The 20,310-nt window shown below is 73.3% G+C and carries 16 protein-coding genes; 8 read left to right on the forward strand and 8 right to left on the reverse strand.

Translation table 11 applies throughout. The features are described 5' to 3' along the window. Positions 1-65: 65 nt before the first annotated feature. Positions 66-1,448, forward strand: a complete 1,383-nt coding sequence (locus ACFU97_RS11015) for an MFS transporter (RefSeq protein ID WP_384253860.1) — start codon at positions 66-68, stop codon at positions 1,446-1,448. A gap of 93 nt (positions 1,449-1,541) precedes the next feature. Here the strand turns inward: ACFU97_RS11015 and ACFU97_RS11020 are convergent, their stop codons facing one another. From ACFU97_RS11020 to lnt, 4 genes are all read right to left on the reverse strand, one after another. Next, entirely contained in the window at positions 1,542-3,485 is a 1,944-nt protein-coding gene (locus tag ACFU97_RS11020; RefSeq protein ID WP_384253863.1) for a helix-turn-helix domain-containing protein, read from the reverse strand. Positions 3,486-3,561: 76 nt separating this feature from the next. Next, positions 3,562-4,362, reverse strand: coding sequence for a 3-hydroxybutyrate dehydrogenase (locus ACFU97_RS11025; protein WP_384253865.1), 801 nt, complete (start codon positions 4,360-4,362; stop codon positions 3,562-3,564). A 54-nt stretch (positions 4,363-4,416) separates the two neighbouring features. Beyond that, positions 4,417-4,896, reverse strand: coding sequence for an NUDIX domain-containing protein (locus ACFU97_RS11030; RefSeq protein WP_384253867.1), 480 nt, complete (start codon positions 4,894-4,896; stop codon positions 4,417-4,419). A gap of 68 nt (positions 4,897-4,964) precedes the next feature. Beyond that, complete coding sequence (gene lnt / locus ACFU97_RS11035) at positions 4,965-6,575, reverse strand: apolipoprotein N-acyltransferase (protein ID WP_384253869.1); 1,611 nt, start codon at positions 6,573-6,575, stop codon at positions 4,965-4,967. 246 nt (positions 6,576-6,821) lie between these two features. On the opposite strand from lnt, the gene ACFU97_RS11040 reads away from it, so the two are divergent. After that, entirely contained in the window at positions 6,822-7,889 is a 1,068-nt protein-coding gene (locus ACFU97_RS11040) for an O-antigen ligase family protein (protein WP_384253871.1), read from the forward strand. An 8-nt stretch (positions 7,890-7,897) separates the two neighbouring features. Here the strand turns inward: ACFU97_RS11040 and ACFU97_RS11045 are convergent, their stop codons facing one another. Both ACFU97_RS11045 and ACFU97_RS11050 read right to left on the reverse strand, forming a co-directional pair. Next, on the reverse strand, positions 7,898-8,434 hold the full coding sequence (locus tag ACFU97_RS11045) for a hypothetical protein (protein WP_384253874.1): 537 nt from the start codon (positions 8,432-8,434) through the stop codon (positions 7,898-7,900). Positions 8,435-8,539: 105 nt separating this feature from the next. Further along, on the reverse strand, positions 8,540-9,325 hold the full coding sequence (locus ACFU97_RS11050; RefSeq protein WP_384253876.1) for a glutamate racemase: 786 nt from the start codon (positions 9,323-9,325) through the stop codon (positions 8,540-8,542). Positions 9,326-9,364: 39 nt separating this feature from the next. Between ACFU97_RS11050 and ACFU97_RS11055 the strand changes: the two genes are divergently transcribed. Then, a complete protein-coding gene (locus ACFU97_RS11055) occupies positions 9,365-10,561 on the forward strand; it encodes a glycosyltransferase (protein WP_384253878.1) in 1,197 nt (398 codons plus the stop codon). A 20-nt stretch (positions 10,562-10,581) separates the two neighbouring features. Here the strand turns inward: ACFU97_RS11055 and ACFU97_RS11060 are convergent, their stop codons facing one another. Then, positions 10,582-11,916 carry a TerD family protein gene (locus tag ACFU97_RS11060; protein WP_384254143.1) on the reverse strand — a complete coding sequence of 445 codons (1,335 nt, stop codon included), beginning with the start codon at positions 11,914-11,916 and terminating at the stop codon, positions 10,582-10,584. A 298-nt stretch (positions 11,917-12,214) separates the two neighbouring features. Here ACFU97_RS11060 and ACFU97_RS11065 point away from each other — a divergent pair, with 298 nt between their 5' ends. The 4 genes from ACFU97_RS11065 to ACFU97_RS11080 all read left to right on the forward strand — a co-directional run bounded on the left by ACFU97_RS11065 (position 12,215) and on the right by ACFU97_RS11080 (position 16,857). After that, on the forward strand, positions 12,215-12,658 hold the full coding sequence (locus ACFU97_RS11065) for a DUF6643 family protein (RefSeq protein WP_384253881.1): 444 nt from the start codon (positions 12,215-12,217) through the stop codon (positions 12,656-12,658). A gap of 51 nt (positions 12,659-12,709) precedes the next feature. Next, the gene (locus tag ACFU97_RS11070) at positions 12,710-13,537 is read left to right on the forward strand and encodes an MOSC domain-containing protein (protein WP_384253883.1); all 828 of its coding nucleotides are present in this window, start codon (positions 12,710-12,712) and stop codon (positions 13,535-13,537) included. Positions 13,538-13,710: 173 nt separating this feature from the next. Beyond that, positions 13,711-14,316 (forward strand): hypothetical protein, encoded by a 606-nt coding sequence (locus ACFU97_RS11075; RefSeq protein ID WP_384253885.1) that lies wholly within the window; start codon positions 13,711-13,713, stop codon positions 14,314-14,316. Positions 14,317-14,424: 108 nt separating this feature from the next. Continuing rightward, the gene (locus ACFU97_RS11080; protein ID WP_384253887.1) at positions 14,425-16,857 is read left to right on the forward strand and encodes a right-handed parallel beta-helix repeat-containing protein; all 2,433 of its coding nucleotides are present in this window, start codon (positions 14,425-14,427) and stop codon (positions 16,855-16,857) included. On the opposite strand, the gene ACFU97_RS11085 is transcribed toward ACFU97_RS11080, so the two are convergent. After that, positions 16,827-19,181 (reverse strand): hypothetical protein, encoded by a 2,355-nt coding sequence (locus tag ACFU97_RS11085; protein ID WP_384253890.1) that lies wholly within the window; start codon positions 19,179-19,181, stop codon positions 16,827-16,829. The two genes, ACFU97_RS11080 and ACFU97_RS11085, sit on opposite strands and share 31 nt — an antisense overlap. 286 nt (positions 19,182-19,467) lie before the next feature. On the opposite strand from ACFU97_RS11085, the gene ACFU97_RS11090 reads away from it, so the two are divergent. After that, a complete protein-coding gene (locus ACFU97_RS11090) occupies positions 19,468-20,286 on the forward strand; it encodes a DeoR/GlpR family DNA-binding transcription regulator (RefSeq protein WP_384253892.1) in 819 nt (272 codons plus the stop codon). Positions 20,287-20,310: the final 24 nt, after the last annotated feature.

A 20,310-nucleotide genomic window follows, 5' to 3' on the forward strand; every position in this document is an offset into this window, starting at 1 on the left:
ACCTTGGGCTTCCTACCGTGTGCCGACACGTACCCGTCCCCACCGCACACGAGGAAGTGGCGCACATGGCCTCAGCAGCATCCGCTCCCCCGACGCCCGCCAGTCTCAAGCGCATCGTCGCCGCCAGCCTGATCGGCACCACCATCGAGTGGTACGACTTCTTCCTCTACGGTTCCGCCGCCGCCCTCGTCTTCAACAAGCTGTTCTTCCCGGACTCGGACCCGCTCGTCGGCACGCTGCTCTCCTTCCTGACGTATGCCGTCGGTTTCGCCGCCCGCCCGCTGGGTGCTCTGGTCTTCGGGCACTACGGCGACCGGATCGGGCGCAAGAAGCTGCTGGTGCTGAGCCTGCTGATGATGGGCGGTGCGACGTTCGCGATCGGTCTCCTGCCGACGCACGCCTCGGTCGGGTCCGCCGCTCCGGTCCTGCTCACCACGCTGCGGCTGATCCAGGGCTTCGCGCTGGGCGGCGAGTGGGGCGGCGCGGTGCTGCTGGTGTCCGAGCACGGGGACGCGCGCCGGCGCGGGTTCTGGGCCTCGTGGCCGCAGACCGGCGCGCCCGCCGGGCAGTTGCTCGCGACCGGCGTGCTCTCCGCGCTGACCGCCCTGCTCTCGGACGCCGCCTTCACGTCCTGGGGCTGGCGCATACCGTTCCTGCTCTCCGGCGTCCTGGTGATCGTCGGTTTGTGGATTCGTCTCTCTGTCGATGAGTCGCCGGTCTTCAAGGAGGCGCTGGCGCGGGCCGAGGCCCGCAAGGCCGACCGGACAGCGGCGGCCGAGAAGCTGCCGCTCGTGTCGGTGCTGCGCCACCACTGGAAGGACGTCCTCATCGCGATGGGCGCGCGCATGGCGGAGAACATCAGCTACTACGTGATCACCGCGTTCATCCTCGTCTACGCCACCACGTCGGCCGGCGTCTCCAAGCAGACGGCGCTCAACGCGGTGCTGATCGCCTCGGCCGTGCACTTCGCGGTCATCCCGGCCTGGGGCGCCCTCTCCGACCGGATCGGACGGCGTCCGGTGTACCTGCTGGGCGCGGTCGGTGTCGGCCTGTGGATGTTCCCGTTCTTCTCCCTCATCGACACCGGCGGCTTCGGCAACCTGATCCTCGCCGTCACCGTGGGCCTGGTGCTGCACGGCGCGATGTACGCGCCCCAGGCCGCCTTCTTCTCCGAGATGTTCGCGACCCGGATGCGCTACTCCGGTGCCTCCATCGGCGCCCAGTTCGCCTCGGTCGCGGCGGGCGCCCCGGCGCCGCTGATCGCCACCGCGCTGCTGTCGGAGTACGACAGCTCGACCCCGATCGCCCTCTACGTCATCGCCGCGGCGCTCCTGACGGTCCTCGCCGTGGGCGTGGCCAAGGAGACCCGCCTGCGGGACCTGGCCGACGTCGAGTCGCCCGTGGACGAGCAGCCCGCGACGGCCCCGGCGGACATGCGCACCGTCTGACCCGGCGCAGCCGACCCCCGTACGCCGCGCGTACGGGGGTCGGTGCTGTTACGGGGGTGAGGGCTGTCACGGGGGTCGGTGCTGCGGCGGAAGTCAGTGCTGTGCCGACAACCGGTGCAGCCGCAGGGCGAGTTGGATCTCCAGCGTCCGCGCCGGGCTCTGCCAGTCGTCACCGAGGAGACGGCCGACGCGCTCCAGGCGCTGCGCCACCGTGTTCACATGGACGTGCAGGGCGTCCTTGGTGCGGGCCGGGCTCATGCCGCAGGTGAAGTAGGCGTCGAGGGTGCGGACGAGATCGGTGCCGCGTCGCTCGTCGTAGGCGACGACCTCGCCGATGGTGCGGTCCACGAAGCCGGCGATGTCCCGGTCCCCCGCCAGCAGCAGGCCGAGGAAGCCGAAGTCCTCGGCCGCGGCCCCGTCGCCGGAGCGGCCGAGCAGCCGCAGGGCGTCGAGGCAGCGCCGGCCCTCCCCGTAGGCGGCGGCCACGGTGTCCGGGTCGGCTGCGAGATCCCGCACGGGGCCGGAGGCGCCGACGGTGACCGCTTCGTGGACCGCCGTGCCCAGCTGGCGGGCGGTGCGCCGGGCCAGTTCGGTGGCGGTGTCGCCCGCGATGAGCGGCAGCACCAGGACGGTGCCGCCGTCACGGGCGGCGGCCAGGCCGTGCCGGGTGGCGGCGAGATGCGAGGCGGCGGACCACAGCCGGCGGCGGGCCTCCGCCTCCTGGTCGGCGTCGGGGGCCACGGCGTCGAGCCGGGCGGCGAGCACGACATGCGTGGCGTCGAGGTCGGCCCGCAGCCGCGCGGCACGCTCGCGCGGCAGGCGCGGATCGCGGTCGCGGGCGTCGAGGAGGTCGTCCAGCAACTCGCCGCGGACGCGCCGTTCGGCCTCCGCGGCGGAGCGTCTGGCGAGCAGCAGCAGCGAGGTGACCATCGCGGCCCGCTCAAGGGTGAGCTGGTCGACGGGGTCGAGTCCGGGGTGGCCGCGCAGCACGAGCGCGCCGAGCAGCTCGCCGCCGGCCGTCACGGCGGCGATCCAGTCGTCCTCGTGGCACACCGCGTGGCCCTCGGCGCGGGACGCCTCCAGCGGGAGCGCGGGTGCGTCGGCGGCTTCGGTGAACTCGACCGTGCCGTCGAGGACCTGGGAGACGGCGGCGGCCACGTCGTGGACCCCGCCGCCGCGCAGCACGAGCTCCGTGAGCCGGTCGTGCACGTCGGAGGCGCGCTCGATGACGCCGCTGCGGTCCCGGATGATCTCGTTGGCCCGCTCCAGGTCGGCGAGGGCCGAGCGGGTCTCGGCGAGCATGTTCGCCGAGTCGATGGCGGCCGCGGCCAGGGCGGCGAACGAGCCGAGCAGCGCGATCTGCTCCCGCTCGAAGACCCGGGCGCGCCGGTCGGCCGCGAAGAGGACGCCGATGACGTGGTGGCCCAGCATCAGGGGCACGCCGAGGATGGCGACCAGGCCCTCGTCCCGCACACCGGTGTCGATGGTGTTCGTGTGCTGGAAGCGGCCGTCCTCGAAGTAGTCGTCCGTGACGTACGGGCGGGCGGTCTGCGCGACGAGACCGCCCAGGCCCTCCCCCATGCCGAGCCGCAGCTGCTGGAAGCGGGCGGCGACCGAGCCCTCGGTCACCCGCATGTAGGTGTCGCCCCGGTCGGGGTCGTTCAGGCTGAGGTAGGCGACGTCCGTGCCCAGCAGGGACCGGGCGCGCTGCACGATGGCCTGCAGCACCGAGTCCAGGTCGCGCAGGCCCGCGAGGTCGTGGGCCGTCTCGAACAGCGCGGACAGCTCGGCCTCGCGGCGGCGCCGCCCCTCCAGCTCCGCGCGCACCCGCAGCGCGAGCAGCTTGGCGTGCTCGAGCGCGGCGATCGTCTCGGCGGGCCGGCCCTCGGCCCGGGCCAGCAGCACCGGCTGCTCGTAGGCGTCGGCGGACGCGCCCCTGGACAGCAGCTCCAGGAACGGCGCCTCGGCGCCGGTCGGCGCCGCACCGGCCACTTCGGCGCCGGCACGCTCGGCGGACTGCACGTGATCACCAGACATGCTCACAGGATTCCTCATGGCACGGCCGCCCCGTCAGCCCTGTGGACAACTCTCGTCCACAGGGCTGACGGAGTTGTCAGTGCGCGGTCCAGCCGCCGTCGAGCACCAGCGAGGTGCCGGTGACGAAGGACGCCGCCGGGCCGCACAGGTAGGCCACGGCCTCGGCGACCTCCTCGGGCTCGATGAGCCGCTTGAGCGCGCTGTCCTGCAGCAGCACGTCCGCCAGCACGCGCTCCGGAGCGATGCCGTGCGCCTCGGCCTGGTCGGCGATCTGCTTCTCGACCAGCGGGGTGCGCACATAGGCGGGGTTCACGCAGTTCGAGGTGACGCCGTGGGCCGCGCCTTCGAGGGCGGCGGTCTTGGACAGCCCCTCCAGGCCGTGCTTGGCGGCCACGTACGCCGACTTGTAGGCCGAGGCGCGCAGCCCGTGCACCGAGGAGATGTTGACGATACGGCCCCACCCCTGGCCGTACATGTGCGGCAGCGCTCCGCGGATGAGGCGGAACGGCGCCTCCAGCATCACCGTGAGCACGGTGTGGAAGACGTCGGGCGGGAACTCCTCCAGGGGGCGCACCAGCTGCAGCCCGGCGTTGTTGACCAGGACGTCGGTGCCCGCGGCGGCCAGTTCCGCGGCGTCGAGGTCGGTGAGGTCGAGGACGTGCGACTCGACGGCGCCCGCGAGACCCCGGGCCTCCTCCGCGAGCGACTCCAGGCCCGTGGCGTCCCGGTCGACCGCTCTGACCTTGGCCCCGGCGGCCGCGAGCCGCAGTGCGCAGGCTCGGCCGATGCCACCGGCGGCGCCGGTGACGAGGGCGGTGCGGCCGCCGAGGTCGAGCGAGGGGGCGTGGGGGGCCGGAAGGGCGCTGGGCGGAGTCATGAGTCGACCCTAAGCAGCGCCCTCGCCTCCCTGCATGTGCTTGCAGCCCATACTTCAGTTAGAAGTCATGGGCTCGAACCATGTGGGGTCGTCCGACAGCGCCTGCTTGATCCGGAAGTGGTGGTACTCGGTCATGGTGGGCAGCGCCTCCAGCGCGAACCAGCCGACCTCCAGGGACTCGTCGTCGTTCACGCGCGCCTCGCCACCCACGGCCCGGGCGCGGAAGCAGATGTCCATGAACTGGCAGACGTCGCCGTTGGGGTAGGTGACCTGCCTCCCGGACCGCACCGCGACCATGCGCTCGACGACGCACTCGACGCCCGTCTCCTCCTGCACCTCCCGCACGATCGCCGCTGCGGGCTGCTCTCCCGGGTCCGGGATGCCGGAGATCAGCGCCCACCTGTGGTTGTCCGCGCGCTGCCCCAGCAGCACTCGGCCCTGGTCGTCGAAGACGACGGCGCTGACGCCGGGGAGCCAGAGCAGCTGGTGGCCGGCGGTGGCCCGGATGTCGCGGATGAAGTCAGGAGTTGGCATGGCACCGACCCTAATCGGCCGGTGCCCCGGACCCGGCGCACGCCCGTGGGCGTACGCACGGCGTACGGCTACACGCCCTGGGCGCGCCGCCCGCGCACTCCGGCGCCGATCGCCCAGCCCAGGCCGCCCGCGGCGACGAGCACCAGGGCGATCTCCGGCAGGACGCCCAGCCGCGTGGCGGGCGTCTCGGACGAGCGCAGCGGCACCTTCTGCACCAGGTGGCCGGCGACGAACATGCCGGTCTTCTGCGTGATCCTGCCGTCCGGCATGATGATCGCGCTGACGCCGCTGGTCACCGGCACCGTGACGGTCCGGCTGTGCTCGACGGCGCGCACCCGGGACATGGCGAGCTGCTGGTAGGTCATCTCGCTGCGGTCGAAGGTCGCGTTGTTGCTCGGCACGGAGATCATCTGGGCGCCGTCGGTGACCTCGGAGCGCACCGCCCAGTCGAAGGCGGCCTCGTAGCAGGTGACCAGGCCGACCTTGGCGTGGTCCATCGTGAAGACGCCCGGCTTCGTGCCCCGGCTGAAGTCCTGGCGGACCATCGAGGTCCAGTTGCCGTTGATCGCGCCGATCAGCGAGCGCAGCGGCAGGTACTCGCCGAAGGGCTGGATCTGCCGCTTGTCGTAGGTGTCGACGGGGCCCTTCTTCGGGTCCCACAGGATCTGCTCGTTGTAGAGCTTGCCGTGCCGCTCGACGACCCCGCCTACCGAGATCGGGACGCCGATCGCCTTGGCCGCGCCGTCGATGACGGCGTACGCGTCCGCGTTGGCGAAGGGGTCGACGTCGGAGGAGTTCTCCGGCCACAGCACGAAGTCGGGCCTGGGCGTCTTTCCGGCCTTGACCTCGGCGGCCAGCCGCAGCGTCTCGCGCGCGTGGTAGTCGAGAACGGCGCGCCGCTGGGCGTTGAACTCCAGCCCGGAGCGCGGCACGTTGCCCTGGATCACGGCGACGGTGGCGTAGCCGTTCTCGGCCTTGTCGCTCACCAGCGGGCGTGCGGCCACCGCACCGACCACGGGCACGGCCACGCTCAGCAGCGCCACGGCCGCCGCCGGCCGACGCACGGCCCGGGTGCGCCGCCCTTCGCGGACGAGGCGTACGACCTCGTAGAGGCCGAAGCCGCACAGGGCGACGGCGAAGCCGAGCACCGGGGTGCCGCCCACCGCGGCCAGCGGCAGGAAGACACCGTCGGCCTGGCCGAAGGCGATCTTGCCCCAGGGGAAGCCGCTGAACGGCACGCGCGCGCGTGCCGCCTCACCCGCGATCCACACCGCGGCGGCCCACAGGGGCCATCCCGGAAGCTTCGAGACCGCCGCGACGCCCGAGCCGACCAGCGCGATGAAGATCGCCTCGATCGCCACCAGCGCGAGCCACGGTCCGGAGCCGACCTCGACGCCGGTCCACACCAGCAGCGGCAGCAGGAATCCGAGGCCGAAGAGGTAGCCGAGACCCAGGCCCGCCTTCCAGCTGCGGCCGCGCAGCACCCAGCCGAGGCCGGCGAAGGCCGGCAGGGCCAGCCACCACAGGGTGCGTGGCGGGAAACTGACGTAGAGCAGCACTCCGGAGAGCGCGGCGGCGAGGGCCGGAACGAGGCGTACGAGACGCGCCGCGCGCGATGCGGGCGCGGACTGCGGCTGCAGCTGGTCCGACTCGTCCACGGAGGTTGCGGTGACGGTCACCCCGGGAGTGTACGGCGGGTGACCTTGGCACCGACAGCTCGGCCCGAACGGCGGGCACCCCCGTCACGGGCGCCACGGGCGTCGCATCGCTCCTGCGTAACTCGGCCCAACTCATCCACAAACCGGCCATCAGCCGTTACGGTGTGCCCAGCAAGTCGCCCGGCCGGTCACGGCCTCGGCGGCCTGGTCGTACGAGGTCGGGGGGCCTTTCGGTCGGGGTCTGGGGGCGGGGTGGGTTCCACGGGGATGACGTCTGACGCCGGTCATGGGGAGATCAGCGAAAGACGAAACGTTTCTGATGCGGCGGGCGTGGTGGTGCTCGGCGCGTGTGCCACCTGGTCGCTGATCACGGCGACCGTTCAGGAGGGCCGCCCGGAGGGCGTGCTGCTCGCCGTGCTCGCGGTGGCCGCCGGATACGCGGCCGGGCGGATCTGCGGGGCGCTGCTGCCGGTGGCGACGCCGTGCGCCGGGGCGCTGGCCGGACTCGGCCTGGCCGTGGCCGTGCCGCACCTCGCGCCGGGACCGCAGATCGTCGCACCGCTCGGGCACTCGGGTGCCACGGCCGCGCTGCTGACCCTGTGCGTCGGCGCGGCGTGCTGTGCGGCCTGGTCCGCCGAGTCGCCGGCCCTGCGCCACATCATGGTCGCGCTGGCGGTCGGCATCACGGTCGCCGCGGCGCTCCTGGGCTCGACCAGCGGCTTCGTGACCTGTATCGCGGTCCTGCTGTGCGCGCTGGCCGCCGGCCGGATGACCAACCGTGGCCTGGGCATCGCCGGCCTCGCGCTGGCCGCCGTCCTGGTGACCGGCATGACCTGGGCCGTCGCCGGGAACGTCCTGCCCGACGGGCTGACCACGTCGCTGGAGGGCCCGCTCACCCCGCACCGGATCGAGCTGTGGCGGGACGCCCTGCACCTGGCGCACCGCAACGCCGCCCTCGGGGTCGGCCCGGAGCGCTTCGGGGAACTGAGCTCGACGGCGAGCCGGACCCTGCTCTCGGACGGCAAACCGCACTCGGCGCTGCTGCAGCAGGCGGCCGAGCAGGGCGTCATCGGTGTGGTCCTGCTCGCGGCGTCGTTCGGCTGGGTGCTGCACGCCCTGTGGCGCTCACCGCGCCCCACCCCGGTCGTGCTCACCGCCGGAGCGGCCCTGACGGCGCTCGCGGCGATCGCCGCCGTCGGCAACGCGCTCAGCTTCACCGCCGTGTCGGTGGGGGCGGGGCTCCTGGCGGGCGTGGCGACGGCCCGGCCGCTTCCCGGGGAGTCACCGCGCCCGGAGGTGGACGCACGCCCGAGGGGTGACCGGCTGACACCGTGAGTCGCTGATCAGAGGGACGGGCCCGGCCGCAGCCGGTCCCTGATGACGCGTACGGCGGTCTCGGCGTTGTCCACGGTGATGGTGAACGTATGGCCGTCCCACAGGCGCAGGACGACGCCCTCACCGCGCCGCACGACGACCGCGGTGCCCTTCTCGGGGCGCCAGCGGTAGCCCCAGCCGCCCCACTGACGCGGCGTGACGTGCTCGGCGAACTCGGCGCCCGCGACGTGCGAGAGGGGGATGCGGCGGCGCGGCACACCGATATGGCCGCAGCGCACCTCGACGCACTCCTTGTCGAGCTTCATGTCGACGTGCACGAAGGCGAGGGTGCCGAAGAGGACCAGCAGTCCGGCGGCGATGCAGCCGACCACTGACATGACGAGCGGGGCGATGCCGGACGTCCAGGCGGAGTCGACCGCCAGCTCGACGCCGAGCGCCATGAAGGCCGCGCCGCCGAGCGCCAGCACCCACTGGACCTTGTTGGTGGCGCGTCCGGTCCAGACCTCGGGATGTGTGGCGTTGTCGCCGTGGGGGTGGTCCCTCATGGATACGACAGTACTCATGTTCCGCTGCGCGGGCACCGAGTCGCGCAGCGTGACTCCGCCGACCGGACGACCCCGGATCCCATCCGTCCGTTTCGCGGCTTTCGGTCAGCCCGCGGGACTGACCGCCTCGAGGAGGCGGCCTTCCTCGTAGGCGAGGGCGGGCGGGACGAGTGGGCCCTCGCGTCCGCTCAGCAGGACCGTGAGCGTTCCGGTGGCCAGGGCCCCGGGAGCGGGCTGCGCACCGATGCGGCGCAGGGCCTGGGCGGCGACGGCGCCCGCGGAGCCGTGCAGCACCAGCGGCGGCGTCCCCGGCTGCTGGACCGCGGCGCGGATGCGTTCGGCGACGAGCTCGTAGTGGGTGCAGCCCAGGACGACGGTCGTCACGTCGGCCGGGGTCAGCGCGGCGGCCGCGGCGACGGCGGCGTCGATGGCCGCCTCGTCCGCGTGCTCGACCGCCTCGGCCAGACCGTGGCAGGGCACCTCTTCGACCCTCACGCCGTTCGCGAACTCCGCGATCAAATCGCGCTGGTAGGGGCTGCCGGTGGTGGCGGGAGTCGCCCAGATCGCCAGCGGTCCGCCGCCGGCCGCGGCCGGCTTGATCGCCGGGACCGTGCCGATGACCGGCACGCCGGGTTCGAGGCGGGCCCGCAGCGCGGGCAGGGCGTGCACGCTCGCCGTGTTGCAGCCGACGATCAGGGCGTCGGGCCCGTACGCCGCGGCCGCCTCGGCCACCGCGAGGGCGCGCCCGGTGAGGTCCTCGGGGCTCCTGGGGCCCCAGGGCATGCCGTCGGGGTCCAGGGAGAGCACCAGATCTGCGTCGGGCCGCAGCCGCCGCACCGCGGCGGTGGCCGCGAGCAGTCCGATTCCGGAGTCCATGAGCGCGATCTTCACCCGGCCACGATAGACGATGGCCTCCGAGGGGCCGGTGGAGTGGGGCACACTGCGCGGGTGAGCGCCGTTTCGTGGATCGCCGCCGTATCCCTCGCCGCCTGGCTGTGGCTGTTGCTCTGTCAGGGCTTCTTCTGGCGTACGGACATCCGGCTGCCGCCCCGGGAGGAGCCGGCGGTATGGCCGTCGGTCTGCGTGGTCGTGCCCGCGCGCGACGAGGCGGATGTGCTGCCCGCGAGCCTGCCGTCCCTGCTCGCCCAGGAGTATCCGGGCCGGGCGGAGATCTTCCTCGTCGACGACGGCAGCTCGGACGGCACCGGCCGGCTCGCCCGTGAACTGGCCGCCGCGCACGGCGGTCTGCCCCTGACCGTCGGCTCCCCCGGCGAACCGCCCGCCGGCTGGACGGGCAAGCTGTGGGCCGTACGGCACGGCATCGCTCTGGCACGCGCGCGTGAGCCCGAACATCTGCTGCTGACGGACGCGGACATCGCGCACGCGCCGGACAGCCTGCGGGAGTTGGTCGCGGCCGCGCACGGCGGCGGCTACGACGTCGTCTCGCAGATGGCCCGGCTGCGGGTGGCGAGCCTCTGGGAGCGGCTCGTGGTGCCGGCCTTCGTCTATTTCTTCGCGCAGCTGTATCCGTTCCGCCGGATCGGCGGGAAGGGCAGGACGGCGGCCGCGGCGGGCGGCTGCGTGCTGCTGCGCGCCGAGACCGCCGAGCGGGCGCGGATCCCGGACGCCATCCGCCACGCGGTCATCGACGACGTGGCGCTGGCGCGCGCGGTCAAGAGCGGCGGCGGGCGCGTCTGGCTGGGCCTGGCCGAGCGGGTGGACAGCGTGCGCCCCTATCCGCGGCTGCACGACCTGTGGCGGATGGTGTCCCGCAGCGCCTACGCGCAGTTGCGGCACAACCCGCTGGTGCTGCTCGGGACGGTGATCGGGCTGGCCCTGGTGTACCTGGTGCCGCCCGCGGCCCTGGCCGCGGGTCTGGCCAGTGGCGACGCGGCGGCCTGGGTCCTCGGCGGCCTCGCGTGGCTGGTGATGACGGGGACGTACTTCCCGATGCTCCGCTACTACCGCCAGCCGCCGTGGCTCGCTCCCCTGCTGCCGTTCACCGCGTTCCTCTATCTCCTGATGACGGTGGACTCCGCGGTGCAGCACTACCGGGGGCGCGGTGCGGCCTGGAAGGGCCGCACCTACGCACGCCCGGACGCGGTCACGGACGAGCACCCGCTCTAGGGGCGGGCGCTCTCACCGGGTCACTTCCGGCCGGGGGTCCAGTTCATGCCCCACCCGTAGGCGTAGTCGATGGTCCGCTGGGGGCTGACCCCGCGCTCGGGCACCAGATAGCGGGCCTCGCGCTGCACCATCAGGTCGCCGCCCGTATTGGTGATCAGCGCGAGCGCGCACACCGTCGAGGGGACGGTGCACTCGTCGAGCGAGAAGTCGATCGGGGCGCCGAACTGCGGCTGGAGGGTGACCGTGGCGTGCAGGTCCGCGAAGGAGCGCGCGCCCTCGTAGATGGTGACGAAGACGAGGATGCGCCGGAAGTCCTGCTTGTGGTCGAGATTGATGGTGAGGTTCTCACCGCTCTCGACGGCACCGGTGCGGTCGTCGCCGTCGAGGTGGATGTACGGCGGCTGGTGCAGCGCCCCGAAGGCGTTGCCGAGGGCCTGGATGACGCCCTTCCTGCCGTCGTTGAGTTCGTACAGGGCGCACAGGTCGAGGTCGAGGTCCCGGTGATTGGCGACGGCCCGGCCGCGCTTGCTGCCCCAGCCGGAGAACTGCTTGCGCACCTCCCAGTTGAGGTTCACGCGCATGGCGCCCGAGGTGCCGCCCTGCTTGGCCAGGGAGACCGCGGGGGCCGCCTTGGTCAGCGTCACCTTGCTCAGCCGGACCGGCTGGCCGGGAGGTGCCTGCGGCGGGGGCGGCTGCACGGCCGCCGGGGGCGCGACCGGCGGGGACATGTGCACGGGCCGCGCGACCGGCGGCGGCATCGTCACCGGAGGAGCGACGGGCGGCGGCATGGTCACCGGCGGCGCGGCCGGAGGCGGAGCGGAGGGTGCGGCGTGCTGCGGCTCGTCCACCGTGATGCCGAAGTCGGTCGCCAGGCCCTCGAGTCCACTGCTGTACCCCTGACCGACGGCGCGGAACTTCCAGGCGCCCTGGCGGCGGTAGAACTCGCCGAGCACGAACGCGGTCTCCACGGTCGCCCCCGTGCTGTCGAAGCGGGCCACCACGCCGTTCTGCGCGGCGTCGCGCACCTCGATGTAGAGGTCGGAGACCTGGCCGAAATTGCCGCCGTCCGAGGAGGCCGCGAGCACGACCGTCTCGATCGCGGGCTCCACGCGCGCGAGGTCGACCAGCAGGGTGTCGAAGATACGGCCGCCGCCGTCCCGCTTGCCCTCGTGCCGGACCGCGCCGGAGGAGTGCACCGCCTGGTTGTAGAAGACGAAGTCGCCGTCGGAGCGGACCTTGCCGCTCACGAGCAGAAGCGCGGAGGCGTCCGCGTCCGGCACTCCCGGTCCGGAACGCCAGCCCAATTCCACCCGCAGCGCCGTCGTCGGCACCGGCGTATTCGAACCTTTCGACATTGACATGTCCGCCCCCATCGCGTCTCAGCGCGCCAGTCGGTGTCCCGGCAGCCCTCCGGGTTGTCTACCCGCACAACCTATTCGCTGGGACGGCGAACTCCCACGAGCGGCGCAGGAACACCTTCGTCCGACCCGCCGGTAACCCTCTGCGAGCTGGCCTTTACAGGATTCAGACGCCGATCGGCGCCCCTTTTTGCCGAGTTCGCTCGCATTGGGGATCCCAGGTCACTGCGGACACTGAAAACAACCCTCTTATCGGTCTCCCCAACTAGCACATCGAGGGCTTAACTTATGAGCCATGACCTCCCCCCGCTCCACCTTTGGCGGCGGTTACTACTCCGCCTTCCCGGACACCCCGATCTACGACCGGCTGGTCGCCGAGCGGGGCACCCCTCAGATCGCCCCGATCCGGGTCCCCGCCGCGTACGACGCGCCGGGCAGTTATCTGCCGGCCCTGCCGTCGGCGCTTCCCGCCCTTCCGGCGGGTCCCTCGTCCCAGCAGCCCTCCTACGGCTATCCGCAGGCGCAGCAGCCGGCACCGCTGCAGCAGGCGCCCGCGGCCTACATCCCGCAACAGGCCACCGCGCCTCGCGGGTACCCCGGCCAGCAGCAGCCGCAGCCGCAGCGCCCGATGGCGTCCGGCATGGGCTACGAGGCCATGCGCCCCGCGGCTCCCCGGCCCGCCCCGGCGCAGTACCAGGATCCGTACAACGGCCAGCAGCAGTACCGCGGCGGTTACTGAACCGTCCGAGGCCCCCGCGTGGCCATCGTTGTCACCTGGCACGATGGCCTCATGGGGAATGCTCTGCTGCAGTCGATCCACATCCACCCGGTCAAGGCGTTCCGGGGCCTCGCGCCCCGGGAGGCCGTCGTGGAGCCCTGGGGGCTGGCCGGGGACCGGCGCTGGACGCTGATCGACGACGGGGGAAAGGTCGTCACGCAACGTCAGCAGCCGCGTCTCGCGCTTGCCGCCGCCGAGTTGACGCCCGGCGGCGGCGTTCGCCTGTCCGCGCCGGGCATGGACCCGCTGACCGTGCCGGCGCCCCGGCCGGTCGGCACCGTGCCGGTGGAGATCTTCGGCGACAAGGTCGAAGGGGTGCTTGCCGAGGACGCGGCCGCCCATGCCTGGTGCAGCGACTTTCTCGGCGCCGACGTGCGCCTGGTGCACATGGACGATCCGGCCACGCGCCGGCCCGTCGACCCCGAGTACGCCCGCCCCGGCGAGACGGTCAGCTTCGCCGACGGCTACCCGCTGCTGCTCACCACCCGCGCCTCCCTCGAAGCCCTCAACTCCTTGATCGCACAAGGCCCGCGCGCGACCGAGGGGCCGCTGCCCATGAACCGGTTCCGGCCGAACGTCGTGGTGGAGGGCACCGCCGCCTGGGCCGAGGACGCCTGGTCCCGCGTCGCCGTCGGCGAGGTCACCTTCCGCGTCACCAAGCTGTGCGGGCGGTGCGTGGTGACCACCACCGACCAGGGCACCGCCGCACGGGGCAAGGAGCCGCTCGCCACGCTGGGCCGCCACCGCCGCATCGACGGCAAGCTGGCCTTCGGCCAGAACCTGGTGCCCCTGACCACCGGTACGATCCGGGTCGGCGACGCGGTGACCGTCCTCGACTAGCGGCAGACGCGCTCCCCGCGTGCGGGAACCCGGGCCGGGGGCCCGCGCGTTGAGCTTCGTGAGAAGTTCATGAGAGGCCAGTGGGCGCGTGATTTCGCTCTCTCTTCGACCAGGCCGGCACGTGAACTGCTCACCCGGGGGTTAAGACGGAGTGGGAAGGGGGGTGCGGGTCGGTGCGCACCATCAGCGGACTCTGGCGCTGGCGGCACAATCCGCTGCGCCGCACGAGCGATCTGGTCGAGGCCTGGCTGGCCTTGGTGGTGCTGCTGCTCATCCTCGTCGCCGCACCCGTGATCGGCTCCTTCGTCGGCAACATCGCCCAGGACGCGCTCCAACAGTCCGTCCGCGACCAGCGCGCCGCCCGCCACCTGGTGACGGCCACGGTGGTGCGCAAGCTGGACCGCTCCCCGCTGGACACCGACCCGGAGACGTCCTCGGCGCGCGACCTGCGCAGCCGTGTGGTCGCCGACTGGACCGCGCCGGACGGCTCCGGTCACCACGGAGCGGCCATGGCGGAGCTCAAGTCCCCGCACCGCGGCGACCACTTCGCGATATGGACGGACCTGCACGGCCGGATAGTGGCCCGGCCGCTGGACCCCGCGACGGCCACGACCCATGCGGTGCTCGCCGGGTTCGGAGCCGCCATGCTCACCGCGGGCGCCCTGGAGACCGGCCGCCGGCTGATCGTCTGGCGCATGACCCGTCGCCGGTACGCCCGTTGGGACCAGGCCTGGGACAAGGCGGGCCCGGACTGGGGCAGGACCGGCACCGGCAGCTGACCACCTTCCGGCTCTGGTCAACCCACCACCCGCGCGCACGCTACCGTGGAGCGGCCGATCCCTTCGGCATCAACCCGCGTAACACGAGGTGGGGGGCACAGCAGCGCCATGGCACAGGGCACGGTCCAGGTGACGCACACCGGCACATCGCGGTGGCGGCGCCGCACAGGTGAGTACGCATCGCTCGCCGCCGCCCTGGAGGCCGCCGCGGACGGTGACGTCCTCACCGTCGCCCCCGGCACCTACCGGGAAAACCTCGTGGTGCAGCGGTCGGTGACGCTGCGCGGGCCCGAGGGCTCCCCCGGTTCGGTGCGCATCGCGCCCGCGGACGGGGTGCCGCTGACGGTGCGTGCCTCGGCCGTGGTCCAGGACCTGCACGTGGAGGGCCAGGACGGGGCGGCGCCCGCCCTGCTCGTCGAGGAGGGGACGCCGGAGCTGCTGGACATCCGGGTCGTCACCCGGTCCGCCGCCGGGATCGAGGTGCGTGCGGGCGCGCGGCCCACCGTGCGGCGCTGCACCGTCGACAACCCGGCCGGCATCGGGGTGGCCGTACTCGACGGCGGGGGCGGGGTGTTCGAGGAGTGCGAGGTCGTGGCCGCGGGCCAGGCGGGCGTCGCGGTCCGCGGCGGCGCGCACCCGCGCCTGGAGCGCTGCCGGATCCACCACGCCTCCGGCGCGGGCCTGTCCGCGACCGGCGAGAACACCGCTGTGGAGGCGCTGAGTTGTGAGATCTACGAGGTCCGGGGCAGCGGCGTCCAGATCACCGGCCGGGCCACCGCGCACCTGACGGACTGCGATGTGCACCGCACCACGGCGGACGGCGTCACGCTCGACACGGACGCGGTGCTCACCCTCGCCGACTGCCGTATCCACGACATCCCGGAGAACGCGGTCGACCTGCGCTCGCGCTCGGTCCTCACGCTGACCCGCACGACGGTGCGTCAGTTCGGGCGCAACGGCCTGTCGGTGTGGGATCCGGGCACGCGCGTGGACGCCAACCAGTGCGAGATCTTCGACAGCACCGGCGACTACCCGGCGGTGTGGGTCAGCGACGGCGCCACGGCCGTGCTCGACTCCTGCAGGGTGCACGACGTGCCGGACGCCCTGTTCGTGCTCGACCGCGGCTCGCGCGCGGACGTCGTCGACAGCGATCTCTCGCAGGTGCGCAACACGGCCGTGTCGGTGAGCGACGGCGCCACCGCGCAGCTCGACGACTGCCGCATCCGGGACGCCGCTACGGGCGCCTGGTTCCGCGACCACGGCAGCGGCGGCACCCTCAACAACTGCACCGTGGACGGCACCCAGACCGGCGTGATCGTCACCAAGGGCGCCGACCCCACCATCGAGCGCTGCACGGTCGAGTCCCCCGCGGAGGCCGGGTTCTACGTGTCGGCGGGCGGCCGCGGCACCTTCCTCGGCTGCCGTGTGACGGGCAGCGGCGGTTACGGCTTCCACGTGATCGACGGCAGCCGTACGACGCTGAAGAAGTGCCGTACGGAGCGCTGCGCGCGCGGTGGTTACGAGTTCGCGGAGGGCAGCGACGCGGCGCCCGGCACCGGCCCCGTCGTCGAGGAGTGCACCAGCGACGAGAGCGGGGGCCTGACGCCGCCCGCGGCCCGCGAGACCGCGGTGCAGACGGCCGACAGGTCGCCCGGTCTGCTGGGTGCCATCCCGGGCCAGCGCACCACCGAGCAGGAGCCGCTGCTCGCCGCCCAGCCCGAGCCGCCGGCACGGACGTCGAAGGCCGTGCTCGGTGAACTCGACGCGCTGGTGGGCCTGGACAGCGTCAAACGCGAGGTGCGGGCGCTGACCGACATGATCGAGGTGGGCCGGCGGCGCCGGCAGGCCGGCCTTAAGGCGGCTTCGGTCAAGCGGCACCTGGTGTTCACGGGCTCCCCCGGCACCGGCAAAACCACCGTGGCCCGGCTCTACGGCGAGATCCTCGCCTCGCTCGGTGTGCTGGAGAAGGGCCATCTGGTCGAGGTCTCCCGCGTCGACCTGGTCGGCGAGCACATCGGCTCCACGGCGATCCGCACCCAGGAGGCCTTCGACCGGGCGCGCGGCGGTGTGCTGTTCATCGACGAGGCGTACGCCCTCTCCCCGGAGGACTCGGGCCGCGACTTCGGCCGGGAGGCCATCGACACCCTGGTGAAGCTGATGGAGGACCACCGCGACGCGGTCGTGGTGATCGTCGCGGGCTACACCGCCGAGATGGAGCGGTTCCTGTCGGTCAACCCCGGTGTGGCGAGCCGTTTCTCACGGACCATCACCTTCAGCGACTACGACCCCGACGAGCTGCTGCGGATCGTGGAGCAGCAGGCCGACGAGCACGAGTACCGGCTGGCGCCGGGCACCGCCGAGGCCCTGCTGACGTACTTCACGGCGATCCCGAAGGGCCCGGCGTTCGGCAACGGCCGTACCGCCCGCCAGACCTTCGAGGCGATGGTGGAGCGGCACGCGAGCCGGGTCGCCCAGGTCGAGGAGCCCACCACCGACGACCTGACCCTGCTCTACGCCGAGGATCTGCCCGGGTCCTCCTGAGCGGCCGCCGCGGGGCGCGGGAGCGGCACCTCCGGCCGCAGCCGGGCCAGCAGCCGCTCGCGCTCCTCGGCGAAGGCGGGGTCGGCCTGGTAGTCGGAGTGGCCGAGGATCGGTGCGGGCAGGGGGTGCGCCGCGGTGCGGCCGTAGGCGAGGGGGTCCTTGAGCGGCGCGCGGTCCACCTCGGGGCCGCAGTCGCCGGGCAGGCGGACCGGGCCGCCGATCGGGTCGGTGAGCCGGTGCAGATTGCGCCAGCAGTCGACGTCGTGGTGCAGCGAGGTCAGCGCGGCGGGGCCGAAGTGGGCCGGGAACCAGCGGCCGTAGAGGCGCTCGATCGGGGAGCCGTAGGTGAGCAGGGCGACCCGCTTGCGGTCGGACGGCTCGAGCTGCCAGGCCGCGGCGGCCGCGAGCACGCTGCCCTGCGAGTGGCCGGAGATGACGAGACGGCCGCCGGTGGCGCGCGTCCAGGTCGCCATCCGCCAGGTGAGGTCGGGGACCGCGCGTTCGGCGTAGCAGGGCGGGGCGAAGGGGTGGGCGGCGCGCGGCCAGAACGTGCCGACGTCCCACAGGATGCCGATGGTGCGCCGGGCGGAGGCGTCCTTGTAGGCGCGCCGGCCCCAGGTGACGAAGAGTATGAAGCCCAGGCCGATCAGCCAGGAGCCCAGGGCCTGCGCGGTCTGCGCGGTGCCGTGCACGAAGGCGTACGCGTCCTGTGCGGCCGGTGCGGGGGCCTCGTCGGTCGTCTGGGCGCCGACGATGGCGCCGGCGCCCAGCACGAGGGTCGTGGCGGCGACGACGGCGATCAGCAGCGGGGCGCGGTCGGTGAGCGTGGCGAGCGCGCGCGTGGAGGCGATACGGCTGGTGCGGGCGGCGTCCCGGGGCTCCGAGGGGTAGTCGAGCTGCACCCCGCCCAGCTCGGCGCGGCGCAGCAGCCAAGCCCGGCGAGCCAGCCAGCCGCAGAACACGAACAGGACGACGAACAGGACGGGCATCACGGAGGCCTGCCAGGTCAGCAGGACCGGCGGGCCGACGAGGAAGGTGCCGGTGCCGTCCAGCCAGTCCGACACCCGCTGGGCGACGCCGCCGGACATCACGCCGCCGAGGGCGCAGGCGAGGGTGGCGACGGCCGGGCCCGCCAGGCCGCGCAGGGCCGCCCGCCGGTCGGGGCGCGTGCGGTACAGGACGCGGGCGACCACGGCGAGGGCGATGACGAGGGCGCCCTGGATGACGGCGATGCCGCCGAAGGTCGCACCGCCGCCGACCAGCCGGCCCGTCGAGTGCCAGCCCGGCCGCTCCCATCCGGCGTAGAGCACGGCGAGCAGCAGCAGGGCGAGCGCGGCGAGCGGCAGGCGTTGTACGAGATGCTCGTCGAGCTCCTGGTCGAGGCGGTTCTCGCTGCGGCCGCGGCGGCAGACCACCCACAGCACGACCAGCGCGGTGGCGGCGAGCGTCGCCAGGAGCGACCACCCCAGGGTGTCGAGCACGGCGGAGCCGCCGGGCAGGCGGTCGTGGCGTGCCGCGGACGAGGCGACGGCCGAGGCCACCGTCAGCAGGCCCGCCGCGGTGTGGGCGGCCCGCAGGCGGGCGACCAGCCGGCGGCCGTACCAGAAGCCGGGGCTGCCGAGGGCGCTGCGGCTGGTGTCCTCGTCCGGTTCGGCCCGGTGGGGCATCGGCCGGACCGACTCGTAGGCGCTCCAGGTGCGGCGGGAGAGGTACCACAGCAGGCCGGTGAGCGCGGCGGGCACCACGGCCGCGAGGGCCAGGCGGCGGCCCGGTGCACTCCACCAGCCGTCGTGCGACAGGGCGGGCGACAGGAAGCCGAGCCAGGTGTGCCGCTCGGCGCACGCGCGCGTACCCGCGCACTGCCAGGCCGCCAGGTCCAGGGCCACCTCGCAGGCGGCCGCGACCAGCAGCACCGTCAGGGTCAGCCCGGCGAGCCGCACCAGCAGCCCGTACAGCCGGACCGTCCGCCGGTGGCCGCGGGTGCTCGGACGCATCCAGTGGGCGAGGTTGACGACCATGAACGGCAGAAGCAGCAGCCACAGGGCGCGTGCGCTGTTTCCGGAGGTGAGGTTGCACCAGACGTACGCCTCCGGCACCGGCCGGCCCCGGTAGTCCTCGGGCCTGCTCTCGGCGTCGACGTCCTCGGCGCGCCGGAAGACGGCCGCCGTGTCGTCCCCGCTGATCCGCACCGTGCTCGGATCGTTGAGCATCGTCTGGGGCGTCGTGCCGCCCACGCCGTGGACCAGGAGTTCCAGGGCGGTCGCCGATGCCTGGGCTCCCTGGGCGGGGCCGTCGGCCGAAACCCGTTCCTGCGCACGTTCCACTGTTCGCACTTCCCCCGTGACGCGCCGTCGGCTTGTGTCCGTGCGGGCACAAGGATCTCCGCTGCGGACCCGGCTCACACCTGTGACCACGGAATCTCCCCGATCCGAGTGACATGCGGGGAACAGATGTGGCCACGGTGACATGCGCGCGTCGGGTCAGTGGCGTGGCGGGTACCCACCCGTGCGAGGATGGGACATCCGCGCACCGGGGCTTGGGAGAATGGCCTTGTCGGAGCAGGTGTGCGCGGCGTGTCGGACGGCGTGAGGCGAAAGGACCGGAGCGTACGTGAGTGAGAATCAGAACCTCCTCGCGGAGCAGCGGCGCTCCCTGATCCTGGAGGAGGTCCGGCGGCGCGGCGGGGTCCGGGTCAACGAGCTGACCCGCAAGCTCGGCGTGTCGGACATGACCGTGCGCCGCGACCTCGACGCACTGGCCCGCCAGGGTGTCCTGGAGAAGGTGCACGGCGGCGCCGTACCGGTGGTGGAGGCGAGCACGCACGAGCCGGGCTTCGAGGCCAAGTCGGGCCTGGAGCTGACGGCCAAGGAGGACATCGCGCGCTCGGCGGCCCAGCTGGTCGCGCCCGGCACCGCGATCGCGCTCTCGGGCGGTACGACGACGTACGCCCTGGCGCACCAGCTGCTGGACGTGCCGGACCTGACGGTCGTGACCAACTCGGTGCGCGTGGCCGACGTCTTCCACGCGGCGCAGCGCACCTCGGGGCCCCGGCAGGGCGCGGCCACCGTGGTGCTGACGGGCGGGGTGCGCACGCCCTCCGACTCGCTGGTGGGACCGGTGGCCGACCAGGCGATCGCGGCACTCCACTTCGACGTGCTCTTCCTCGGTGTCCACGGCATATCGGTCGAGGCCGGCCTGTCGACGCCGAACCTCGCGGAGGCCGAGACCAACCGGCGCCTGGTGCAGTCGGCGCGGCGTGTCGTGGTGGTCGCCGACCACACCAAGTGGGGTGTGGTGGGCCTGAGTTCGTTCGCGGCGCTGGAGCAGGTCGACACGCTCGTGACGGACGCGGGACTGCCGGGCGACGCCCGCGAGGAGATCTCCGAGCACCTGCCCCAGCTGGTGGTGGCGGGCGAGCCGGAGAACTGATCCCCGCCACGGGGCAGACAACTG

It is taken from the genome of Streptomyces sp. NPDC057616 (assembly GCF_042800575.1).
Taxonomy (GTDB): Bacteria; Actinomycetota; Actinomycetes; order Streptomycetales; family Streptomycetaceae; genus Streptomyces.